This window comes from Silicimonas algicola (assembly GCF_003970735.1).
Classification (GTDB): Bacteria; Pseudomonadota; Alphaproteobacteria; order Rhodobacterales; family Rhodobacteraceae; genus Silicimonas; species Silicimonas algicola.
Map to the genome: position 1 here is coordinate 2,728,747 of NZ_CP034588.1, position 20,468 is coordinate 2,749,214.

General features: G+C 66.3%; 26 protein-coding genes. 1 reads left to right on the top strand and 25 read right to left on the bottom strand.

Annotated features, from left to right (window positions below; all coding sequences use genetic code 11):
* Window positions 1–4: 4 nt before the first annotated feature.
* The 23 genes from nuoL to EF888_RS13530 form a co-directional block, all read right to left on the bottom strand.
* Window positions 5–2,182 (bottom strand): NADH-quinone oxidoreductase subunit L, encoded by a 2,178-nt coding sequence (gene nuoL, locus EF888_RS13425; RefSeq protein WP_109758111.1) that lies wholly within the window; start codon window positions 2,180–2,182, stop codon window positions 5–7.
* Window positions 2,183–2,186: 4 nt separating this feature from the next.
* Window positions 2,187–2,492: an NADH-quinone oxidoreductase subunit NuoK gene (gene nuoK / locus EF888_RS13430; protein WP_109758110.1), complete on the bottom strand. Its 306-nt coding sequence runs from the start codon at window positions 2,490–2,492 to the stop codon at window positions 2,187–2,189.
* A complete protein-coding gene (locus EF888_RS13435; protein ID WP_109758109.1) occupies window positions 2,489–3,301 on the bottom strand; it encodes a hypothetical protein in 813 nt (270 codons plus the stop codon). Before EF888_RS13435 ends, nuoK begins: the two co-directional genes overlap by 4 nt.
* A 1-nt stretch (window position 3,302) precedes the next feature.
* Entirely contained in the window at window positions 3,303–3,917 is a 615-nt protein-coding gene (locus tag EF888_RS13440) for an NADH-quinone oxidoreductase subunit J (RefSeq protein WP_109758108.1), read from the bottom strand.
* Window positions 3,914–4,321, bottom strand: coding sequence for a carboxymuconolactone decarboxylase family protein (locus EF888_RS13445; protein ID WP_109758107.1), 408 nt, complete (start codon window positions 4,319–4,321; stop codon window positions 3,914–3,916). The genes EF888_RS13440 and EF888_RS13445 overlap by 4 nt, the downstream gene beginning before the upstream one ends.
* Window positions 4,318–4,812: an NADH-quinone oxidoreductase subunit NuoI gene (gene nuoI / locus EF888_RS13450; protein WP_109758106.1), complete on the bottom strand. Its 495-nt coding sequence runs from the start codon at window positions 4,810–4,812 to the stop codon at window positions 4,318–4,320. Before nuoI ends, EF888_RS13445 begins: the two co-directional genes overlap by 4 nt.
* Before the next feature lie 2 nt (window positions 4,813–4,814).
* Window positions 4,815–5,852, bottom strand: coding sequence for an NADH-quinone oxidoreductase subunit NuoH (gene nuoH, locus EF888_RS13455; protein ID WP_109758105.1), 1,038 nt, complete (start codon window positions 5,850–5,852; stop codon window positions 4,815–4,817).
* A gap of 109 nt (window positions 5,853–5,961) precedes the next feature.
* The gene (gene nuoG / locus EF888_RS13460) at window positions 5,962–7,980 is read right to left on the bottom strand and encodes an NADH-quinone oxidoreductase subunit NuoG (RefSeq protein WP_109758104.1); all 2,019 of its coding nucleotides are present in this window, start codon (window positions 7,978–7,980) and stop codon (window positions 5,962–5,964) included.
* 45 nt (window positions 7,981–8,025) lie between these two features.
* Window positions 8,026–8,424, bottom strand: coding sequence for a DUF5333 domain-containing protein (locus EF888_RS13465; RefSeq protein ID WP_109758103.1), 399 nt, complete (start codon window positions 8,422–8,424; stop codon window positions 8,026–8,028).
* Window positions 8,425–8,640: 216 nt separating this feature from the next.
* Entirely contained in the window at window positions 8,641–8,988 is a 348-nt protein-coding gene (locus tag EF888_RS13470; RefSeq protein WP_109758102.1) for a hypothetical protein, read from the bottom strand.
* 12 nt (window positions 8,989–9,000) lie between these two features.
* Window positions 9,001–9,279, bottom strand: a complete 279-nt coding sequence (locus tag EF888_RS13475) for a hypothetical protein (protein ID WP_126918576.1) — start codon at window positions 9,277–9,279, stop codon at window positions 9,001–9,003.
* Between the two features lie 89 nt (window positions 9,280–9,368).
* On the bottom strand, window positions 9,369–9,857 hold the full coding sequence (locus EF888_RS13480; protein ID WP_109758101.1) for a DUF3291 domain-containing protein: 489 nt from the start codon (window positions 9,855–9,857) through the stop codon (window positions 9,369–9,371).
* On the bottom strand, window positions 9,854–10,225 hold the full coding sequence (locus EF888_RS13485; RefSeq protein WP_109758100.1) for a hypothetical protein: 372 nt from the start codon (window positions 10,223–10,225) through the stop codon (window positions 9,854–9,856). Before EF888_RS13485 ends, EF888_RS13480 begins: the two co-directional genes overlap by 4 nt.
* A gap of 99 nt (window positions 10,226–10,324) precedes the next feature.
* Entirely contained in the window at window positions 10,325–10,837 is a 513-nt protein-coding gene (locus tag EF888_RS22630) for an EF-hand domain-containing protein (protein WP_420902629.1), read from the bottom strand.
* Window positions 10,725–12,026, bottom strand: coding sequence for an NADH-quinone oxidoreductase subunit NuoF (gene nuoF / locus EF888_RS13490; RefSeq protein WP_109758098.1), 1,302 nt, complete (start codon window positions 12,024–12,026; stop codon window positions 10,725–10,727). The genes EF888_RS22630 and nuoF overlap by 113 nt, the downstream gene beginning before the upstream one ends.
* A gap of 36 nt (window positions 12,027–12,062) precedes the next feature.
* The gene (locus EF888_RS13495) at window positions 12,063–12,302 is read right to left on the bottom strand and encodes a DUF5337 domain-containing protein (protein ID WP_420902630.1); all 240 of its coding nucleotides are present in this window, start codon (window positions 12,300–12,302) and stop codon (window positions 12,063–12,065) included.
* 87 nt (window positions 12,303–12,389) lie between these two features.
* On the bottom strand, window positions 12,390–13,199 hold the full coding sequence (locus tag EF888_RS22265; RefSeq protein ID WP_241239668.1) for a hypothetical protein: 810 nt from the start codon (window positions 13,197–13,199) through the stop codon (window positions 12,390–12,392).
* An 89-nt stretch (window positions 13,200–13,288) separates the two neighbouring features.
* Window positions 13,289–14,629: an NADH-quinone oxidoreductase subunit E gene (locus tag EF888_RS13505; protein WP_109758096.1), complete on the bottom strand. Its 1,341-nt coding sequence runs from the start codon at window positions 14,627–14,629 to the stop codon at window positions 13,289–13,291.
* Between the two features lie 79 nt (window positions 14,630–14,708).
* Entirely contained in the window at window positions 14,709–15,335 is a 627-nt protein-coding gene (locus EF888_RS13510; RefSeq protein WP_109758095.1) for a hypothetical protein, read from the bottom strand.
* A gap of 69 nt (window positions 15,336–15,404) precedes the next feature.
* Window positions 15,405–16,613, bottom strand: coding sequence for an NADH-quinone oxidoreductase subunit D (locus tag EF888_RS13515; protein WP_109758094.1), 1,209 nt, complete (start codon window positions 16,611–16,613; stop codon window positions 15,405–15,407).
* A gap of 4 nt (window positions 16,614–16,617) precedes the next feature.
* Entirely contained in the window at window positions 16,618–17,478 is an 861-nt protein-coding gene (locus EF888_RS13520; RefSeq protein WP_126918577.1) for a sulfotransferase, read from the bottom strand.
* Between the two features lie 5 nt (window positions 17,479–17,483).
* Window positions 17,484–18,095 carry an NADH-quinone oxidoreductase subunit C gene (locus EF888_RS13525; protein WP_109758093.1) on the bottom strand — a complete coding sequence of 204 codons (612 nt, stop codon included), beginning with the start codon at window positions 18,093–18,095 and terminating at the stop codon, window positions 17,484–17,486.
* A 10-nt stretch (window positions 18,096–18,105) separates the two neighbouring features.
* Window positions 18,106–18,639 (bottom strand): NuoB/complex I 20 kDa subunit family protein, encoded by a 534-nt coding sequence (locus tag EF888_RS13530; RefSeq protein WP_109758092.1) that lies wholly within the window; start codon window positions 18,637–18,639, stop codon window positions 18,106–18,108.
* 140 nt (window positions 18,640–18,779) lie between these two features.
* Between EF888_RS13530 and EF888_RS13535 the strand changes: the two genes are divergently transcribed.
* Window positions 18,780–19,583 (top strand): DUF4198 domain-containing protein, encoded by an 804-nt coding sequence (locus EF888_RS13535; protein WP_109758091.1) that lies wholly within the window; start codon window positions 18,780–18,782, stop codon window positions 19,581–19,583.
* Between the two features lie 35 nt (window positions 19,584–19,618).
* Here the strand turns inward: EF888_RS13535 and EF888_RS13540 are convergent, their stop codons facing one another.
* Both EF888_RS13540 and EF888_RS13545 read right to left on the bottom strand, forming a co-directional pair.
* On the bottom strand, window positions 19,619–19,840 hold the full coding sequence (locus EF888_RS13540) for a hypothetical protein (protein WP_206508308.1): 222 nt from the start codon (window positions 19,838–19,840) through the stop codon (window positions 19,619–19,621).
* Window positions 19,841–19,962: 122 nt separating this feature from the next.
* Window positions 19,963–20,328, bottom strand: coding sequence for an NADH-quinone oxidoreductase subunit A (locus tag EF888_RS13545; protein WP_109758520.1), 366 nt, complete (start codon window positions 20,326–20,328; stop codon window positions 19,963–19,965).
* Window positions 20,329–20,468 lie beyond the last annotated feature (140 nt).

The window sequence follows — 20,468 nt, forward strand, 5'->3', positions numbered from 1 at the left end:
GGTCTCAGTTCCCTCCGCTCAGCGTCATCCAGGTGACGAGCACCAGGATGCCCAGCACCATGGCGAAGGCGTAGGTGAAGATGTAACCGGACTGCGCCCGCCCTGCGAGGCGGGTGAAGAAGGGCACGACGCCCAGGGCGACACCATTGAGGAAGCCGTCGATGGTCGTCCCGTCGCCCTGCTTCCACAGGAAGCGCCCAAGCGCCTTGGCGGGCCGGACGAAGAGGAAATCGTAGATCTCGTCGATGTACCACTTGTTGAGCAGGAAGCGGTAGAGCGGCGCCTGGTTCGCGGCGAGCTTTCCCGGAAGGTCGGGGCGCAGGATGTAGAAGAGGTACGCCAGACCCAGCCCGATCAGCATGGCAAGGAACGGGCTGACCTTGACCCAGACCGGCGCGGCGTGGGCATCGTCGAGGACGTGGTTGTCCGCTCCGATGTAGATCGCTCCCTCGCCCGGCGCGCCGCCGAAGGCGAAGTGACGCCCTTCGGCGTCGGGGTCGTCGTGCGACGTCTCGGTGACGGCTTCGGCTGCACCTTCCGCGTCACCCTCTCCGGCCTCCTCGACGGCCGCCGCGACACCCTCGCCATCGGCGTGGTCGCCGTCGGCTTCGGCCGCCTCGCCTTCGCCATGCGCCTCGGCGCCGGCTGCGGGAATGTGGAAGAAGCGCGCGATCTTTTCGCTTTCGCCGAAATAGGGGCCGTACCACACCATGCCCGCGAAGACCGCGCCCACGGCCAGGACGCCCAGCGGGACCAGCATGACCGTCGGGCTTTCATGCGCGTGTTCGTGGGTGTGCTTGTCGCCCCGCGGCTCTCCGAAGAAGGTCAGGAAGATCAGCCGCCAGGAATAGAAGCTGGTCATCAGAGCCGCCACGACCAGCGCCACGAAGGCAAAGCTCGCCGCCGAGGTGCCGCCCGCCCAGGCGCTTTCGATGACGGCGTCCTTGGACAGATAACCCGCGAAGCCGATGTGCGTCAGGGGTATGCCGACGCCGGTGATGGCCAGCGTCCCGATCATCATCGCCCAGAAGGTGTAGGGCATCTTGTGGCGAAGGCCGCCATAGTTCCGCATGTCCTGCTCGTGGTGCATCCCGTGGATGACCGAGCCCGCGCCGAGGAACAGCATCGCCTTGAAGAAGGCGTGGGTGAAGAGGTGGAACATCGCGACCGAATAGACGCCCACCCCTGCCGCCACGAACATGTAGCCAAGCTGCGAGCAGGTCGAATAGGCGATCACGCGCTTGATGTCGGTCTGCACGAGTCCGACCGTCGCCGCGAAGAAGGCGGTGATCGCGCCGATGTAGACGATGAAGGTCTTGGTGTAGGGCGCGAACTCGATCAGGGGCGACATGCGGCAGACGAGGAAGACCCCCGCCGTCACCATGGTCGCCGCGTGGATCAGGGCCGACACGGGCGTCGGGCCCTCCATCGCGTCGGGCAGCCAGGTGTGCAGCAGGAACTGCGCCGACTTGCCCATGGCGCCGATGAACAACAGAAGCGAGACCAGCTCGGCGGCGTTGAAGTGCTCCCACAGGAACAGCACGTTCCGTTCGGCCAGCGCGGGCGCCGCGGCGAAGATGTCGTCGAAGTTGACCGAGTCGACCATGAAGTAGATGGCGAAGATGCCGAGCGCGAAGCCGAAGTCGCCGACGCGGTTGACAACGAAGGCCTTGATCGCGGCGGCGTTCGCGGAAGGCTTGCGGAAGTAGAAGCCGATCAGAAGATACGAGGCGACGCCCACGCCCTCCCAGCCGAAGAACATCTGGACCAGGTTGTCCGAGGTCACGAGCATCAGCATCGCGAAGGTGAAGAACGACAGGTAGGCGAAGAAGCGGGGCCTGTAGCTCTCGCCCTCCCGGAAATTGTCGTCATGCGCCATGTAGCCGAGCGAATAGAGGTGGACGAGAGCCGAGACCGTCGTCACCACGATCAGCATGATCGCCGTCAGCCGGTCCAGCCGGATCGCCCAGTCGGCCGCCAGCGTCCCGCTTTCGATCCAGCGCAGGATCTGGACGTGCTGCGTGCCGCCGTCGAAGGTCAGGAAGACGATCCACGACAGCGCGCAGGCGATGAACAGAAGGAAGGTCGCGGTCCACTGGGCAGCGTATTCGCCCATGATCCGCCAGCCGAACCCGCAGAGAAGGGCCCCGATGAGGGGAGAGAAGAGGATGATCGATTCCATGTTCTCAGCCCTTCATCACGTTGACGTCTTCGACGTCGATTGTGCCGCGGTTGCGGAAGAAGCAGACGAGGATCGCAAGCCCGATGGCGGCTTCGGCGGCGGCCACCGTCAGGACGAAGAGCGTGAAGACCTGCCCCGTGATGTCGTGGAGGTAGGCCGAGAAGGCGACGAGGTTGATGTTCACCGCCAGCAGCATCAGTTCGATCGACATCAGAAGAATGATGACGTTCTTCCGGTTCAGGAAGATGCCGAAGATCCCGATGACGAAGAGCGCCGCCGCGACGGTGAGGTAGTGTTCCAGTCCGATCATTGTCCCGTCTCTTCAAGGTCGAGCCCGCAGGCGAAGGACGCCAGCGCCGCGTCGGTGCTGCCATCCTCGGCAGGTGTCGTGTCGACGCCGTCCGGCGCACCCGGCAGAGCTTCGACCGCCACCGCCTCGCCGATCACGGCGGTCGACAGCGGATCGCAGATGACGCGGCGGCGCACGAAGGTCGTCTCGCCGTCCACGGTCTGTGTGGTCGTCAGGTCGATGCCGTTCTCGACCGGCCGCGCCTCGACGAAGGCATAGACTGCGGGATCCGTCACGACGTCGATCACGGTCATCGGCTCGGGGACCGGGATCTTCACCATGTCCTCTTCCTCGAGAACGGGAGCGGGGAGTATCTCGGCGGCGGCGCCAGAGGACGTTCCGCTGCCCTGGGCTTCGGTCAGCGAGCGGTTCGCGGTATCGACGGCGCCCTCGACGGCGCTGCGCATTGCCTCTGCGGCCGGCGCTTCCAGCGACGGCGGTGGCGTGTCGTCGGGAGATTCAGCCGTGGCGGCGGCTCCTGCATCGGCGGGCGTCTCGGCCAGGCCGGTGCCCTCCGGTATGGCGGCTCCGCCCGTCTCGGCCTCGGCCGGGACCGGGGTCGCACTTTCCTCGGCGGCAACGCTTTCCGGCGTCTGCTCGGCCCGCGCAGGCAGCGTGTCGGCGGAGGTCTCGGTCGCGGCCGTCTCGGTCTCGACCACCTCGTCCTTCGACCAGTTCAGCCACAGCGCAAGGACGACAACGGCCGCGAGGGCCCAGATCGCCAGCTTGAACAGCCCGCCCAAAGTTCCGAATACGCCGCGCTTCGCCATGTCAGAGCCCCTGTCCCGACTTCACGTCCTTGAGGACCATCGCCTTGGCCGGATCACGATACATCTGTTGCAGCACGTCCTGCCGCTTGACCCAGTCGCGGTGCCGCAGGGTCAAGACGATCGCGCCGACCATAGCCACGAGAAGGATCAGGCCGGCGAGCTGGAACAGCAGGAAATACTGGTCGTAGAGAACGCGCCCGAGGACATCGGTGTTGTGCCGACCCACCCCGATGATCGCATCGGGCGCCACGGCCATCGTGACCCCCTCGGCTGTGGTCCACACGCCGAAAGCCAGCGCCAGCTGCATCAGGATCACGACGCCGATCAGAAGTGCGAGCGGCATGTACTTGGCCATCTCGGCCTTCAGCTCGGCAAAATCCACGTCCAGCATCATCACCACGAAAAGGAACAGCACCGCGACGGCGCCGACGTAGACGATGACCAGCAGCATCGCCACGAACTCGGCCCCGAGCAGGACGAAAAGCCCCGCGGCCGAGAGAAAGGCCAGGATCAGCCACAGCACCGAATGGACCGGGTTTCGCGCGATCACGGTGAACAGCCCGCCGCCCACACAGGCGATCGCGAAGAGATAGAAGGCGAAGACCTGTGGCGTCATGCGTCGTCCTCCGGCCCGGTCTCCATGACCGAGCTTGCGAGCTCCATCGCCTTCGACATCGCGGGGACGCCCCCGAAGACGCCGACAAGGGCGATGGTCTCGGCGATTTCCTGTTTCGTGGCCCCCGCCTCCAGCGCGTGCCGGACCGTCAGCCGGATCTGCGCCTCGGCCTGGGCGCCGAGGATCGTCAGCGCGCCCAGGGTCAGCAGAAGCTTCGTCTTGGCGTCCAGGCCTTCGGGATTGAAGGTCTTGCCCATGACGGTTTCCATCATGTCCTTGGGCATCGTCGGCCAAAGCGCCTCGAACCCCTTGGGCGTAAAGGATTCAAGCGCCGGATTGACCGCCTTGGCCCACTCCTGGCTCATGCGCATCATCGCTTCGAAGGGGTTCTGCTGATCGGTCATCTGTACGGCGCGTCGATTTCGAGGTTGCGGGCGATCTCGGCTTCCCACCTGTCGCCGTTGGCGAGCAGCTTGGCCTTGTCGTAGAACAGCTCCTCCCGCGTCTCGGTCGAGAATTCGAAGTTCGGACCCTCGACGATGGCATCGACCGGACAGGCCTCCTGGCAGAAGCCGCAGTAGATGCACTTCGTCATGTCGATGTCATAGCGCGTCGTGCGTCGCGATCCGTCCTCGCGGGGTTCCGCGTCGATGGTGATGGCCTGCGCCGGGCAGATCGCCTCGCAGAGCTTGCAGGCGATGCAGCGTTCCTCGCCGTTCGGATAGCGGCGGAGCGCATGCTCACCCCGGAAACGCGGGGATAGCGGCCCCTTTTCGTGCGGGTAGTTCAGCGTCGCCTTCGGGCCGAAGAAATACTTCAGCCCCAGACCGAAGCCCTTGAGCACGTCGGTCAGAAGGAAGTAGCGCGTCGCCCTGTTCCAGTCGATGTTCGCCATTGTCAGACTCCCACGGTCCAGCGGGCCCAGGCGCCGCCAAGCACCTCGTAGCGGGCCAGGAACGCCACAAGCACGACCCAAGCCAGCGACAGCGGGAGGAACACCTTCCAGCCGATCCGCATGAGCTGGTCGTAGCGGTAGCGGGGCACGATCGCCTTCACCATGGCGAAGACGAAGAAGAAGAACGCCATCTTCAGCACCATCCACAGCGCGCCGTCGGGCAGGCCGGGGATGGGCGACAGCCAGCCGCCGAAGAACAGCAGCGTGGTCAGCGCGCACATCAGGAAGATCGCGATGTACTCGCCCGCCATGAACAGAAGGAACGGCGTTGACGAGTATTCCACCTGATACCCCGCGACGAGCTCGGACTCAGCTTCCGGCAGGTCGAAGGGCGGCCGGTTCGTCTCGGCCAGCGCCGAGATGAAGAACAGGAACACCATCGGGAAGTGCGGCAGCCAGTACCACGAGAAGAGGCCCCAGCCGCCGTCCTGCGCGCGCACGATGTCGCCGAAGTTCATCGAGCCGGTCGAGATGATGATGCCGACGATGATGAGGCCGATCGAGACCTCGTAGGAGATCATCTGCGCGGCGGAACGAAGGGATCCCAGGAACGGATACTTCGAGTTCGACGCCCAACCGCCCATGATCACGCCATAAACCTCGAGCGAGGACACGGCGAAGACATAGAGGATCGCGACGTTGAGGTTGGCAAGGACCCAGGTGTCCGAGAACGGGATCACGGCCCAGGCGATCATCGCCAGAACGAAGGACAGAAGCGGCGCCAGAAGGAACACGAAGCGGTCCGCTCCCGACGGGATCACGACCTCCTTCACGACGTACTTCAGCGCGTCCGCGACCGATTGCAGGATGCCCCAGGGACCGACGACGTTCGGGCCGCGCCGCATCTGCACCGCCGCCCAGATCTTGCGGTCACCGTAGACCAGGAACAGCAGGCTGATCATCACGAACGCGACGACCAGCAGCACCTGTGCCACGATGATGACGAGGATGCCGAGAGGCGTCGTCAGGAAATCGGCCATGAGTCCTCTTGTCCCATAGTACAGGGGCCGGTTTTTTGCCCGCCCCTTCTAAACATTATCTTCGCCGCGAGCGCCAGCCCCGACCGCTGCGCGTTAACCAATTAGGCCCCTATTCGGCAGCCAGCTTGCCCGCCGTCCGGGTCCGCATCATGCCCTGCAACTCGCCCATGAGGGGCGCCGCGCGCAGGACCGGGTTCGTCAGGTAATGCGCCTCGACGGACAGGCCGAAATCGCCGTGACCCGCGCCCTCGGCCTCGACCGGCTTCCACTCGTTCGCGGGCACGCTGTCGACGAAGCGCAGGTGCGGCACGTCCTTCAGGAGTGCCTGGCGAAGCTGCGCCAGGTTGTCGAAGGGCAGCGTGGCGCCCATCTCCGCCGAAAGGGCGCGCAGGATCGCCCAGTTCTCCTTCGCCTCGCCCGGCGGGAAGTTCGCGCGAAGGGCCAGTTGCGGGCGGCCTTCCGTGTTGACGAAAAGGCCGTTCTCCTCGGTCCAGGCGGCTGCCGGCAGGATGATGTCGGCGCGGTGCGCGCCCCTGTCGCCGTGGCTGCCCTGATAGATCACCGTCGGGCCCGCCGGGATCTCGACCTCGTCGGCGCCGAGCGAGTAGACCGCCGTCGCCCCATCGAGCGCGCCCTGCACGCCGCCCGCGGAAACCGCGCCCACGTCCAGCGCGCCCACGCGCGACGCGGCGGAATGCAGGACCAGGAATTTCGCGCCAGCCTTGTCGGCGACGCGCATCGCGTCCGCAAGAACGCCCTTGCCGCCGTCGAGCGTCAGTGCGCCCTGCCCCACGATCACGATGCTGGCGATGTCCTGATGGTCGTTGTGGTCCTCGTCGGCGAGCTTGGCCAGCGCTTCGCGCCCGGTGCCGACGTGGCTGTAAGGATAGCTCAGGTCCACAGGCTTGCCGACGAGCGTCACTTTCGCCCCGGCCAGCCAGGCCTTGCGGATGCGCGCGTTCAGAACCGGCGCTTCGTCGCGCGGGTTGGTTCCGATCAGCAGGATCGACTTGGCGCGGTCGATATCCTCGATCGCGGCCGTGCCGACGTAGGCCGAGCGGTTGCCGGCGGGCAGCTTGGCGCCGTCGGTGCGGCACTCGACCGACCCGCCCTGCCCTTCGACGAGTTGCTTCAGCGCATAGACCGCCTCGACCGGGGCCAGATCACCGACGAGGCCCGCGACCTTGCCGCCCTTCATGGCGGCGGCGGCAGCGGAAAGTGCCTCGGGCCAGGTCGCCGGACGCAGCTTGCCGTTCTCGCGGATGTACGGCCGGTCAAGCCGCTGGCGGCGCAGCCCGTCCCAGGCGAAGCGCGAGCGGTCGGACAGCCATTCCTCGTTCACGCCGTCGTTGTTGCGGGGCAGGATGCGCATGACCTCGCGCCCCTTCACGTCGATGCGGATGTTCGAGCCGAGGGCGTCCATCACGTCGATGGACTCGGTCTTGCGAAGTTCCCAGGGGCGCGCGGTATAGGCATAGGGCTTCGACGTCAGCGCGCCGACAGGGCAAAGGTCAATGATGTTGCCCTGCAACTCGGAATCGAGCGTCTGGTCCAGATAGGACGTGATCTCGGCGTCCTCGCCGCGCCCCGTCTGCCCCAACTCGGGCATCCCTGCGACCTCGGTGATGAAGCGCACGCAGCGCGTGCAGGAGATGCAGCGCGTCATCTGCGTGGCCACCAGCGGCCCTAGGTTCATGTTGTCGACGGCACGCTTCGGCTCGCGGTAGCGCGAGAAGTCGACGCCATAGGCCATCGCCTGGTCCTGAAGGTCGCATTCCCCGCCCTGGTCGCAGATCGGGCAATCGAGGGGGTGGTTGATGAGCAGAAACTCCATCACCCCTTCGCGGGCCTTCTTCACCATGGGAGAATTCGTCTTCACGACAGGCGGCTGGCCTTCAGGACCGGGACGCAAGTCCTTGACCTGCATGGCACAGGACGCAGTGGGCTTCGGCGGTCCGCCCACGACCTCGACAAGGCACATCCGGCAGTTGCCCGCGATCGACAGACGCTCGTGATAGCAGAAGCGGGGGATCTCGATACCCGCCTGCTCGGCCGCCTGGATCAGGGTCAGCGCGGGGTCGACCTCGATCTCGATTCCGTCGATGATGAGCTTCTTCAGGTCGGACATGGCCTCGGGTCCCTCGGGATGCCGCCGCCACTGTCCGGGCGGCCCTTACCTCGCCCGCAGGAGCTTCCCCGCGGCGCTGCCCTTGGCTATTTCTTCGAGGCCGACAGTGCAATAGCCTTCGGGGGATTTCGGGCTCGCGCCCCGTGCCGCAAGGTCCGCACGAATCCGTGTGCGCAGCTTTTCCTTCTCGGCCTTGTTGTCCTTCAGTTCATCGATCTGGGCGTCGGAATAGCCCTGATCCTTGGCGTACTGCTGCAGGGCGCGAAGGTAGCTGTAGGCGCGGATCAGCCGCGGCTGAATCGAGTCGCAGTTCTTCCTCACCTCGTCCGCCAGGCCGATGGCGTAGAAGCCGTTGAGGACGGTCGGATCCTTGTGCAAAGGCGCCAGCGCCTCGGCCGAGGTGCTGGTCGCGATGAACGCACAGGCAATCAGGGTACGATACATGGGTCTTCAACTCTCCTTCCGCCGGGGGTCCCGCAACCCGTTCGGCTGAGCGAGATATAATCCGGCATCCGCCTCTTGGGGAGGCCGGGTCACGCAAAACGGCGGATCCTCGCGGAGACGTGTGGATAAAGGAAGACTTGTCCCGTGATTTCAGAGACTTCCGGATCGCAAGAGATATGACAATTGTTTCGTCAGTTCACGCCGCCGGATGTCACCTCAGCGCGCCGTGCAGCGGGCGGCGAACACCAGGGCGTCGCCGTCCCGGGTGGCGGACCAGTCCCCGGTGGCGGGGTCGGTGACCCAGGCCGCGTCCGATCCGCCGAAGGTTTCCAGGCAATAGCGCGTCGCCTCGAAGCGGACGGACTCCCGCACCATGTCGACGGTGGCACCGGGCGCGTTGACCGAGATGCGCAGGTCGCGCGCGTCGTCGCCCTTTGCCAACCGCGCGCGGTACGGCAAGGCATCCGCAGCGACACCGCTTCCATTGAACCATCCGCGCACCACGCCGCAGCCCGGCAGCATCAGCACCGCGCAACAGAGGATCGCCACCTTCGACAAACGCATTCGTCGTGCCCTTCACCCGTCCAGAAGTCGCAGCAATGTGCCGACGTTCGTCCCGCTTCGCAACGCCTTGCGGGAATCTGCGCAGCTTTCCCGGTCGTTGTGTTCCTCTTGCGGCGGCTGGAGAAGCCAGTTCGACACGCCTCCGGCGCCCTTCCGGTCGCAGGCCATGGCGCAATTCCAGTCGAGGATGCTACGCCAGTGCGCCGCATTGATCCCGCGCTCCGAGAGTCTGGCCCAAGATGCGATGCAGGCGGCGTCGCAGGCCGCGAAGGGCTCGATGGACGCGGCCAAGTCCCGTCCCGACGATGCAAAGGCACAGGCAATTCCGCCGAAGAACGTGAACGTCTGAGAGGGTCCGGCCGGGCGTCCTGCCCAGCCCGCTATTCCGCAGCGACGCAGCCTTGCGTGCGCATGAGACCCTGTTCCCTCAGCCAGGACCACCCGAAGGCCTCGTCGCTGTCGCCCTGGACCTTCCGCCGCTCCAGCCGCTCGAGCGCTTCCTCCAGCGTGGGACGGTGACCCTCCGGCACCCACCACATGACGAAGTGCTGCTCGCCCAGGATCTCGAACCATTCCTGACGCCGGTCGTAGAACTGCTTGTGGATGGTCTTGAAGACAAAGGCTTCCAGCGTCTCGACGCTTTCCCAGACCGTCAGGTTCGACACGTACTGCGGATCGCCGTCGATCTTGGTCTCGGTGTTTCCGGTGCCCGGCTCGCCCGAACCCTCCATCATCCACACGAACCCCGGCATCCGCTTGCCGAGCCCGTTCACCCGGTCGAGATTCGCCATGAAGTCCGCCACGCGGGGATCGCCCGTGGGAGCGACGAGGCGTCCGACGTTCAATTCAGCGAGATGTCTGTCCGTCATTCCGCGTCACCCTTGTTTCCGGCCGAGACTACGGGCTCGCGCCGCGCCGCGCCAGCCTTCCGACGCCGGGTCGCGCGACGGGGTACGGCGGCTCTCGGCCACGGTTTCAGGGCGAGGATCAGCGCCATCAGAAGCGTCAGCACCAACGCCGTCGGCCCAAGCCTCTCTCCCCAGCCGTAGGCCCAGTGCCCCGGCTCGATCTTCGCCGCCTCGTCCCAAGCAAAATGCCCCGCCGCCACCGCGTTGAGCGCGACGTTCGCGGCAAGCGCGAAGTCCCACCACGCCCCATGACCGGCCAGCCGGTAGTAGCGCCAGAGCAGAAGCGGCGGCGCGAGCGCGTAGAGCGTGACGAGTAGAACTGCATTCATTCGACAGATGTAGGACGTAAGCCAGCGCTATCCCATGACAGGCGTTTGGGCGTCGCTTCGCATCGGACGCCTCACTCGAAAATTAGCGAACCGCCGCTCTCAGTGGCGCGACTGCGGCGCCTCGCAAATCCCCGTGAGCGCCTCTACATAGGTCTCCCGCTCGATTGGGCCGCTTGTTGGAGAATCTCCTAGAATCGCCCACTCCTCGGGCAGTTCATCTTCTGTCACGCGACCGTTGGCGTCCGCATCGTATAGTGCGAGGCCAACGATATTTGCCATGGGGCCCACGCTGCCTGTTTCGGGTCCGGCTCCTGACCTCGTGTCCAACAGGTCCGCAAACCACTCCGAGCGATCGAGGCTGCCGGACCCATTCAGATCGAGCGTGTCAAAGCGGTCCGAGATAAGGCTCCGGCAGTCCGCGAGAGCGGGAGCGGCAGAAACGAAAAGCCCGAGGCTCAAGATCGCCGCCGCCGCGCACGTCGTCTGAGACAACGTCACGTTACTCCGCCGCGACCGCCGCGCTGATCCGCCCGGCCTGCGTCGCCTTGATGCGGTCCTCGATCTCGCCCCGGAAGTGACGGACGAGCCCCTGGATCGGCCAGGCGGCCGCATCGCCGAGCGCGCAGATCGTGTGGCCCTCGACCTGCTTCGTGACGTCGAGAAGCATGTCGATCTCCTCGACCTCCGCCTCGCCGCGCACCAGCCGGTCCATGACGCGCATCATCCAGCCGGTGCCTTCGCGGCAGGGCGTGCACTGGCCGCAGCTTTCGTGCTTGTAGAATTTCGACAGCCGCCAGATCGCCTTGATGATGTCGGTGGAGTTGTCCATCACGATGACGGCGGCGGTTCCGAGACCCGACTTCTGCTCGCGCAGCCAGTCGAAGTCCATGATCGCCTCGTCCTTCATGATCTTGCCCGGCAGGCAGGGCACCGACGATCCGCCAGGGATCACGGCCTTGAGGTTCTTCCAGCCGCCCCGGATGCCGCCACAGTGCTTCTCGATCAGCTCCTGAAAGCTGATCGACATGGCCTCCTCGACGACACAGGGGTTCTCGACGTGGCCCGAGATCGCGAAAAGCTTGGTGCCGGCGTTGTTCGGCCGCCCGAAGCCCGCGAACCACTCGGCCCCGCGCCGCAGGATCGTCGGCGCAACTGCGATCGACTCGACGTTGTTGACCGTCGTCGGGCAGCCGTAAAGTCCCGCTCCGGCGGGGAACGGCGGCTTCATGCGCGGCATTCCCTTCCGGCCCTCGAGGCTTTCCAGAAGCGCCGTTTCCTCGCCGCAGATATAGGCGCCCGCGCCGTGGTGCAGGTAGAGATCGAAATCCCAGCCCGAGCCTGCGGCATTCGCGCCCAGAAGTCCGTCGTCGTAGCACTCGTCGATGGCGCGCTGAAGCGTCTCGCGCTCGCGGATGTATTCGCCGCGGATGTAGATGTAGCAGGCGTGCGCCCCCATCGCGAAGGACGCAATCAGGCAACCTTCGATCAGCGTGTGCGGATCATGGCGCATGATCTCGCGGTCCTTGCAGGTGCCCGGCTCGGACTCGTCGGCGTTGACGACCAGATAGCTGGGCCGACCGTCGCTTTCCTTGGGCATGAAGGACCATTTCAGACCCGTCGGAAAGCCCGCGCCGCCGCGACCGCGCAGGCCGCTGGCCTTCATCTGGTCGACGATCCAGTCGCGCCCCTTCGCAAGGATGCCGGCCGTGCCGTCCCAGTGCCCGCGCGCCTTCGCGCCGGCGAGGGAGCGGTCGTGCATCCCGTAGATATTCGTGAAGATACGGTCCTTGTCGTCCAGCATCAGTCTATCCCGTCTGCGCGAGCCAGAGGCCCGCGTTCACTCGTTCGTCCGGCCGCGTCGCCAGATTTGCCATGTCACGATCAGCGCCCAGAGAAAACCCGCAAGCGCGAAAAGGTCGACGAGGAAGACATAGCGTTCCGGAAGGCCAAGCTTGCCGCCAAGCCATTGGGCCGCCATCCACAGGATCATGGTCCCCGCGATGACAAGCGAGACAACCCGCGCCTGACGCGCAAGAGTCCTGTCTGTGCCCGGGTCCTCGGCCATCCCTGGTTCCATGTCGACGCGTCCCGAGTGCTATACTGCCGCGCCATGCACCGGCGCAACACGGGTTTTCCGGTCCAACGGGACGGCCCTCGCCCTCGCCTAGTAGACCCCGCCCTTGTCGACGCGCTTCGAAAAGTCGGTTTCGCCGCCATCGGCCAGCATCCGCGCCTGGCTGACCCACTTGTCCCGCGTCACCCGGCCCTTGAAGCCCTCGAGATTGTGATCGACCCAGGCGATTTCCGACGCCGACCAGTTGCCGATCTGCTCGAAGTGCCAGAAGCCGAGGCTGTTCAGCAGCTTCTCGAGCTTCGGGCCCACACCCTTGATGCGCTTGAGGTCGTCGGCCTCCCCACCCCGCGGCGCGTCGAGTCCCGAGGGCCGCTCGCCGGGTCCTGCGGTGTCTGCCATGGCTTCGCTCGTCTCGTGCGCGGCGGGTTCGGGCTCTATGGCCGCCGGCGCCGGGTCCGGGACGGGTGCAGGGTCGGGATCGGGCATCGGCGCGGGGTCGGGATCGGGGATGGGCGCAGGGTCGGGTGGTGGCACCGGGGCGGGCTTCGGATCGGGGCTGGCAGCCGCGCCCGATGGCGAAGACGCCGTTTCGACCGATGCCGGCTCGTCCGCCGGCTCGGTATGCGCGACGACGCCCTCGGGTCCCGGAGAGGGTTTCGGCGCCGAGGCCGGCTCCGGCGCGACGGTGCCTTCGGGCGCGGCGGTGTTGCCCAGGGCGGGCATGCCATGGAACCAGAGCCAGATCACGACGGTCGACAGGAGTGCGATCAACAGGGCGATGAAGAAGGCCGCGATGAAGCCGTAATCCCCCGGCCAGAACAGCACGATGAAGCTGACCAGGAACAGGCCGATCCCTGCGCCCCAGACTACTGAATTCGAAGCCTTCTCATGTCCCGACATGACGTCCCCCCTGTTGGTGGCCGTTCCAGACTGCACAACGAGGGACACGGATCAAGGGAAAGACGGGTCGACGGATCGATTCCGCCTTGTCAGACCTCGCCCCTGTCCGCCCGCTTCGAGAACTCCGTCTCGCCGCCGTCCGCGAGGATCCGCGCCTGGCTGACCCAGTCGTCGCGCGTGACCCGGCCCTTGAACCCTTCGAGGTTCCGGTCGACCCAGGTGATCTCTTCCCCGGTCCAGGCGGCGATCTGGTCGAAGTGCCAGAAGCCCAACCGGTTCAGCAGCGCCTCGAGCTTCGGCCCCACGCCCCGGATGCGCTTGAGGTCGTCCGCTCCGCCCTCCCGCGCCTCGGTCAGGCCCCCGGGCCTGACGCCCGGTCCGGTGTCTTCGGCGCCCTCGCCGTCCGGCGTGGCGTCGTAGCCGACGGAACGCCCGGTCAGAGCTTCCTCGGGCGGCACAGCGCCGGTCTGGTCCACCGTATCGTCGGGCTCGGCCGGCGTGTCACCTCTCGGCGCGATGTCGCCCTGCACGCCTCGGGGCGTCACGTCCGACGGTGTCGGCTCGACCTCGGCATCGGCCGAGGAACCCGCGGTGTGCTCGGGCTTGCCGATGGACTGGTCGCCGCCCCCCTGGCCTTCGACCTCTGACACACCGTCCGAGGCGTCGCCGCGCAGCCGCGCCTCGCTGTCGCTCGGACGCTCGGGATCGTCCTGCTCGGCCGGGTCGCTCAGCCACGGCGTCACGAGCGGCACTTCGGTGCCGTCGATGCGCTTGAGCGTGTCGCCGATGTCGACCGCAAGCTGGACGCTGGCGTTGTACTGCCTGCGCCCGCTCTCGAACTCCTTGAGGCTTGTGAGGCCGGCTTTCGGTTCGGCAGCGAAGCGTCCGTTCTGGGGACCCGGAACCGGGACGCGGCCTTCGGACATCTCGTCGAGAATCTCTGCAAAGCGCTCGGCGGTCAGGTCCTCGTAGTAATCCTTGCCGATCTGCGCCATCGGTGCGTTGGCGCAGGCGCCAAGGCATTCGACCTCTTCCCAGGTGAACTTGCCGTCGCCGGACAGGACATGGGCCTTGGGCGCGATTTTCTCGCGGCAGACCGCCATCAGGTCCTCGGCCCCGCAGATCATGCAGGACGTCGTGCCGCAGACCTGGACGTGCGCGATGCTGCCGGTCGGAGTGAGTTGGAACATGAAGTAGAAGGTCGCGACCTCGAGGACGCGGATATAGGCCATGTCGAGCATCGCCGCGACGCGTTCCATCGCCGGACGCGACAGCCAGCCCTCCTGCTCCTGCGCCCGCCACAGAAGCGGGATCACGGCGCTCGCCTGGCGGCCCTCGGGATATTTTGTGATCTGCGCCTCGGCCCAGGCCAGGTTGGCGGGCGTAAAGGCGAAGCTGTCGGGCTGCTCGGGATGCAGGCGGCGGAGCATGGGCGTTCCCCGTTGTTCGGTTCCGCCTGTCTCTCGCCCAGACGGGCGCGGGATTCAAGTGCCCAAGGGACGCGCCCTATCAGCGCGAGGCGGTCTCGCCGCCGCAAAGGGGCGGCGCCAGCGTGCCGCTCAGCGAACCGATCTCGAGAGCGCCCTGCGCCTGCATCGGCGCGAGGATCGCCTGAAGCTGCGGCTCGCCCAAGTCGGGAAGCGCGGTGAGGATGTCCTCTTCCGACAAGGTGCAGCCCGCGTCCGAGAAGGCCTGCAGCACTTGGTCGCGATAGCTGGCCTCGGGCTGCGGCGGCGGGCACAGAGAGGCAGGAATGCTCATGCGTCCGTCCGACGACTGCGTGCCCAGCCCCGAGACCTCGAGATCGGTGAACACGCGCCGCGCGGCCTCGAACGAGATGCCGAGGGGCGCGAGCGTCGGCGCCACGTCCGCGGGCGCGATGACGCAGCCCCGTGCGGCCAGTGCGGTGAAGATCATCCTTGCCTCGGGGTCCGCGAGGATCTCCTCGGCCGTCTTCGCCTCGCCACCGAGCGGGACGGTCGGCGTCGTGGCCCCGAGCGTCGGATAGTCGCCGATCGGCCTGCGGTCGCCCATAAGGCCGGGCCCCCGGTCGGACGGCAGCGGCGTCGGATCGGCCTCCTGCGCCAAGGCCGCGCCCGCAGCGCAGAGGCAGAAGATGATGGCCGGTATCCGCATGATGTCCCCTCTGCTCACGGGCGTAGAGTTACCCCGTTCAACGAGGATGTCACGCGCCTTCGACGGGCCTCAGCGGTCCACTTCGCCGAACACGATGTCCATCGTGCCGATGATCGCGGCCACGTCCGCCAGCATGTGCCCATGCGCGAGGTGGTCAATGGCCTGAAGGTGTGGATAGCCCGGCGCGCGCAGCTTGGCGCGGTAAGGCTTGTTGCTGCCGTCCGCGACCAGGTAGACGCCGAACTCGCCCTTTGGCGCCTCGACCGCGCAATAGACCTCGCCCGCAGGGACGTGGAAGCCCTCGGTATAGAGCTTGAAGTGGTGGATCAGCGCTTCCATCGAGGTCTTCATGTCGGCGCGCTTCGGCGGGGTGATCTTGCCGTACGCGAGGATCGGCCCCGGCTCGGCCTTCAGCTTGGCGCAGGCCTGGCGGATGATGTTCACGCTCTCGCGCATCTCGGCCATCCGGCAGAGATAGCGGTCGTAGCAGTCGCCGTTGGTCCCGACCGGAATCTGGAACTCGAACTCGTCGTAGCATTCGTAGGGCTGCGACCGGCGCAGGTCCCAGGCCATGCCCGAGCCGCGCACCATGACGCCCGAGAACGCCCACTCCAGCGCTTCCTCCTCGGACACCACGCAGATGTCGACGTTGCGTTGCTTGAAGATGCGGTTGTCGGTCAAGAGGTTGTCGATGTCGTCGAGGTGCTTCGGAAACTCGACCGCCCACTGGTCGATATCGTCGACGAGTTGAGGCGGCAGGTCCTGGTGAACGCCGCCCGGCCGGAAGTAGGCCGAATGAAGCCGTGCCCCGCTGGCGCGCTCATAGAAGACCATCAGCTTCTCGCGCTCTTCGAAGCCCCAGAGCGGAGGGGTCAGCGCGCCCACGTCCATCGCCTGCGTCGTTACGTTCAGAAGGTGGTTCAGTACCCGCCCGATCTCGGAATAGAGAACGCGGATCAGGCTTGCGCGGCGCGGCACTTCGACCTTTGTCAGCTTCTCGATGGCGAGGCACCAGGCGTGTTCCTGGTTCATCGGCGCGACGTAGTCGAGACGGTCGAAATAGGGCAGGTTCTGAAGGTAGGTCCGGCTTTCCATCAGCTTCTCGGTGCCCCGGTGCAGAAGCCCGATGTGCGGGTCGCACCGCTCGACGATCTCGCCGTCAAGCTCGAGGACCAGCCGCAGCACGCCGTGCGCCGCCGGGTGCTGGGGCCCGAAGTTGATGTTGAAGTTCCGGATCTTCTGCTCGCCCGTCTGGGCGTCCTCGAACGTGCCGTCCATGATCCTATCCTTCTGGCCGCCACGCCCCGGGCATCCGGCCCAGCACGCGTTCCGCGGTCTCGTATTGGGGGGCGAGCCAGCGTGCCGCCGCGCGCCGCTGCTGCCGCGTGATCTCCAAAGGCTGTCCCCGGTGAACGGGGACGGGGTCCGCCGCCATAGGCGCGATCCCGAGGAAGGCGCAGATGCGCAAAAGCCCCTCGCCCGCCACCATCTCCTCGAACACCTCCGACAGCCAGCGCCCGCCCGGCACCGCCGCCGCCAGCCGCTTCAGGGTGCCCGCGTAGTCCGAACGCCGCGCGATCTGGTCTTCCTCGCCCGCGATGGTGCGGTCGAGGATGCGGGCGCAGCGCTGGCGCGTCACCGTGCCGTCGGGATCGCGCCGCGCCGCAATCATGCGGACGTGGCTCCACAGTCGGTCGACCGGATCGCGCATCAGGAACAGGACGCGGACGTCCCGAGCCACCGTCGCCATCTCGCGCAGCCGCCGCTCAGGCAAAAGCGCATAGGCCGGCGTCATGTCGCCCACCACCTGTCCGTCCCTCGCGCCGTGGCCGAGATACTCGAGATAGCCCGTCGGATCTGCGCCGCCACGCTCCAGCACGTCCATCCAGGCCGCGCGGTCAGCGAGACGCCGCGCCTGGTCCGCGTCGGGAGCCTGCCCCGCCGACGCGAGCCGCGTCAGAAGCGCCTCGTGTTCGGCACGGTGCTTCTTCAGCTCTCGCGAAAGGCGCCCGCCCTCGACGGCGTCGAACCAGTGAAGCTCCTTGATCGAGCGCATGTGGCAGTCGGGGTGCGCGGAAAGCTGGCGGTGCAGCCAGTCCGTTCCCGCCTTCGCCGCGCCGATGCAGAGGAACACCACGTTCATCGGCCTCAGCCCTTCGCCCCGGCCGCCTTGTCGTCGCCCGGCAGGATGTATTCGGCCCCCTCCCAGGGCGACATGAAGTCGAACTGCCGGTACTCCTGCACCAGCTTGACGGGCTCGTAGACCACGCGTTTCTGCACGTCGTCGTAGCGGACCTCGGTATAGCCCGTGGTCGGGAAATCCTTGCGCAGCGGATAACCCCGGAAGCCGTAATCGGTGAGAATGCGCCTGAGGTCGGGGTGCCCCGAGAACAGGATCCCGAACATGTCGAAAATCTCGCGTTCGTACCAGTTGGCCGAGGGATGAACCCCCACGATCGAGGCCAGAGTTTCGTCCTCGCGGACCGATACCTTCACGCGGATCCGGTGGTTCTGGTACATCGAGAGGAAATGATAGACCACGTCGAAGCGCACCTCGCGCTCGGGCCAGTCGACGGCGGTGATGTCGATCAGAGTCGAGAACCGGCCGTTCGGATCGGTCTTCAGGAAGTCCACGAAATCCGCCAGAGAGGCATTCGCCACCGTCAGCGTCAATTCGCCATGCGCGATCTCGGAGGACAGCACGCAGTCCGAGCGCTTGGCTTCGATGTGGGCGGCGAGTTCCTGAAGGGCTTCGGACATGGCTGTCTCCTCAGCGCGTGATGGTGCCGGTGCGGCGGATCTTCCGCTGAAGCTGGAGGATGCCGTAAAGCAGCGCCTCGGCGGTCGGCGGGCATCCGGGGACATAGATGTCCACCGGCACGATGCGGTCGCAGCCGCGCACGACGCTGTAGCTGTAGTGATAATAGCCGCCGCCGTTGGCGCAGGATCCCATCGAGATCACGTAGCGCGGCTCGGGCATCTGGTCGTAGACCTTGCGCAGCGCAGGCGCCATCTTGTTGGTCAGCGTGCCGGCCACGATCATCAGGTCCGACTGCCGGGGGGAAGCGCGCGGCGCGGTCCCGAAACGCTCGAGGTCATAACGCGGCATCGAGGTGTGCATCATCTCGACGGCGCAGCAGGCCAGCCCGAAGGTCATCCAGTGCAGGCTGCCGGTGCGCGCCCAGTTGATGATGTCGTCGGTCGACGTGACGAGGAAGCCCTTGTCCTGCAACTCGCGGTTCAGCGTGGTCGTCGCGACCTCGCGGTCAGGGCCCGCATCGTTGGTGTTGAGCGCAACGGACATGGAAAACTCCGGTCTTTCGGGCTGTCGGGTTCATCTAACCCCTCACCCCCAGAGCGTCAACGCGACACCTGCCCGGGAGGGATGAAACTTCCGCGAGGAGGACGCGTGACTCTCCGGACAGACGCGCTAGGAACCCTCTGATGTTCAAGACGACTCTTGCCGTGGCGCTCGTCGCGGTCCTTCCCCTGTCTTCTGCCGCGCACGAGTTCTGGATCGACCCTCAGGATCCCGGCCCGAACGCCGGCGACACATTGGTCGCTGACTTCCGCGTGGGCGACCTTCTCGCCGGATCGTCCCTGCCCTGGCTCGATACGATGGTGGCCGAGGCTCTCCACCACCCGCCGGAGGGGCCGCCTGTTCCCCTCTCCTCTCTCCTCGGCGACAGGCCTGCGCTGAGCGTCGATCTGACCACCGAGGGGCTGCATCGCATCACGACCGTCACCCACCCGGCCTACGTCACCTTCGATTCCCTCGCGGCTTTCGAAGAGTATCTGGACTACGAGGGGCTGGACCTGAAGCCGGACGATCATGTCGCGCGAGGGCCCGCTCCCATGGCAATCTCGGAGGAGTACATCCGCAACGCCCGTACTCTCGTCTCCGCAGGCACGCTGGAAAGAGGCAGCGCAGACACACCGACCGGCCTCGAGCACGAGTTGGTCGTGACCGGGCATCCCTTCGAGCCGGGTGCGGAGTGGGTCGAAGTGACGCTGCTGTGGCAGGGCCGCCCGGTTCCGGATGCGTCGGTGGCCCTGATCCGGGCTCTCCCCGGACAAGAGGGCACACGGCGCATCTTGCGGACCGATGCGAGAGGCGCAGTCACCGTCCCGCTCGGCGGGCCAGGGGGGTATCTGCTCAACGCAGTGCGAATCGTGCCGGTCGATGGTCCCGGCGCCGTGCGACGGCGAAGCCACTGGGCCTCGCTCTTCTTCGAACTCTCGCGATAGATACGGCCCGGCGCAGGGCCGGGCCGCTTGATCGTCTACTCTTTTGCGCCGGCTGAGCAGGAGTTGCCCGGGCAGTCCGGCGCCTTTTCCACGGGACGCTGGCCTTTGGCCGAACCGAGGGTCTGCGCGGGTCCGACGGTCTCCGTCCCGACGGTCTCGCCCGGGACTTCCGTATTGCCCTGGTTGTGGGCCTTTGCGAAGGCCGATCCGGACGCGAGAAGCAACGCGGCGGCGGCGATCGAGGTCAGTTTCGTCATGCTGGTCATATGGAGCCTCCTTGTGTCAGCACGGAAGCCACGTCGCAGTCGCCAGATAGTTTCGCCGGCTCAACAAATGAAAACGGCGGCACAAGGCCGCCGCGTCTCAAGCCGGGCCGGGATCACTCCCAGTCCATCGCGCCTTTCTTCCACTCGTAAGCGAAGCCGGCGGTCAGGACGGCGAGGAACGCCATCATCGACCAGAAGGCCACGTCGCTGAGGCTGCCGAAGGCCACCGCCCAGGGAAACAGGAAGGCGATCTCGAGGTCGAAGATGATGAACAGGATCGACACGAGGTAGAAGCGCACGTCGAATTTCATCCGCGCGTCGTCGAAGGCGTTGAAGCCGCATTCGTAGGCCGAGAGCTTCTCGGGGTTCGCGTCGTTCGGCGCGACGAGGACCGCGGCCAGGATCAGGACAAGACCGAGGCCCACGGCGATGCCGAGGAAGACGAGGATCGGCAGGTATTCCAGCAGGATCAGCTCCACGTCGGTCTCCATAGCCATCGGTCGCACCCTGACGGGTCGCACCGGTCGGCCCCTGCATACGTCGCTCACCCGGGACGGTCAACGCTCGAGGATGAGCGGCCGCGATCCGGGCGGCCGCGATCTCGGGCAGAGCGCGCGGT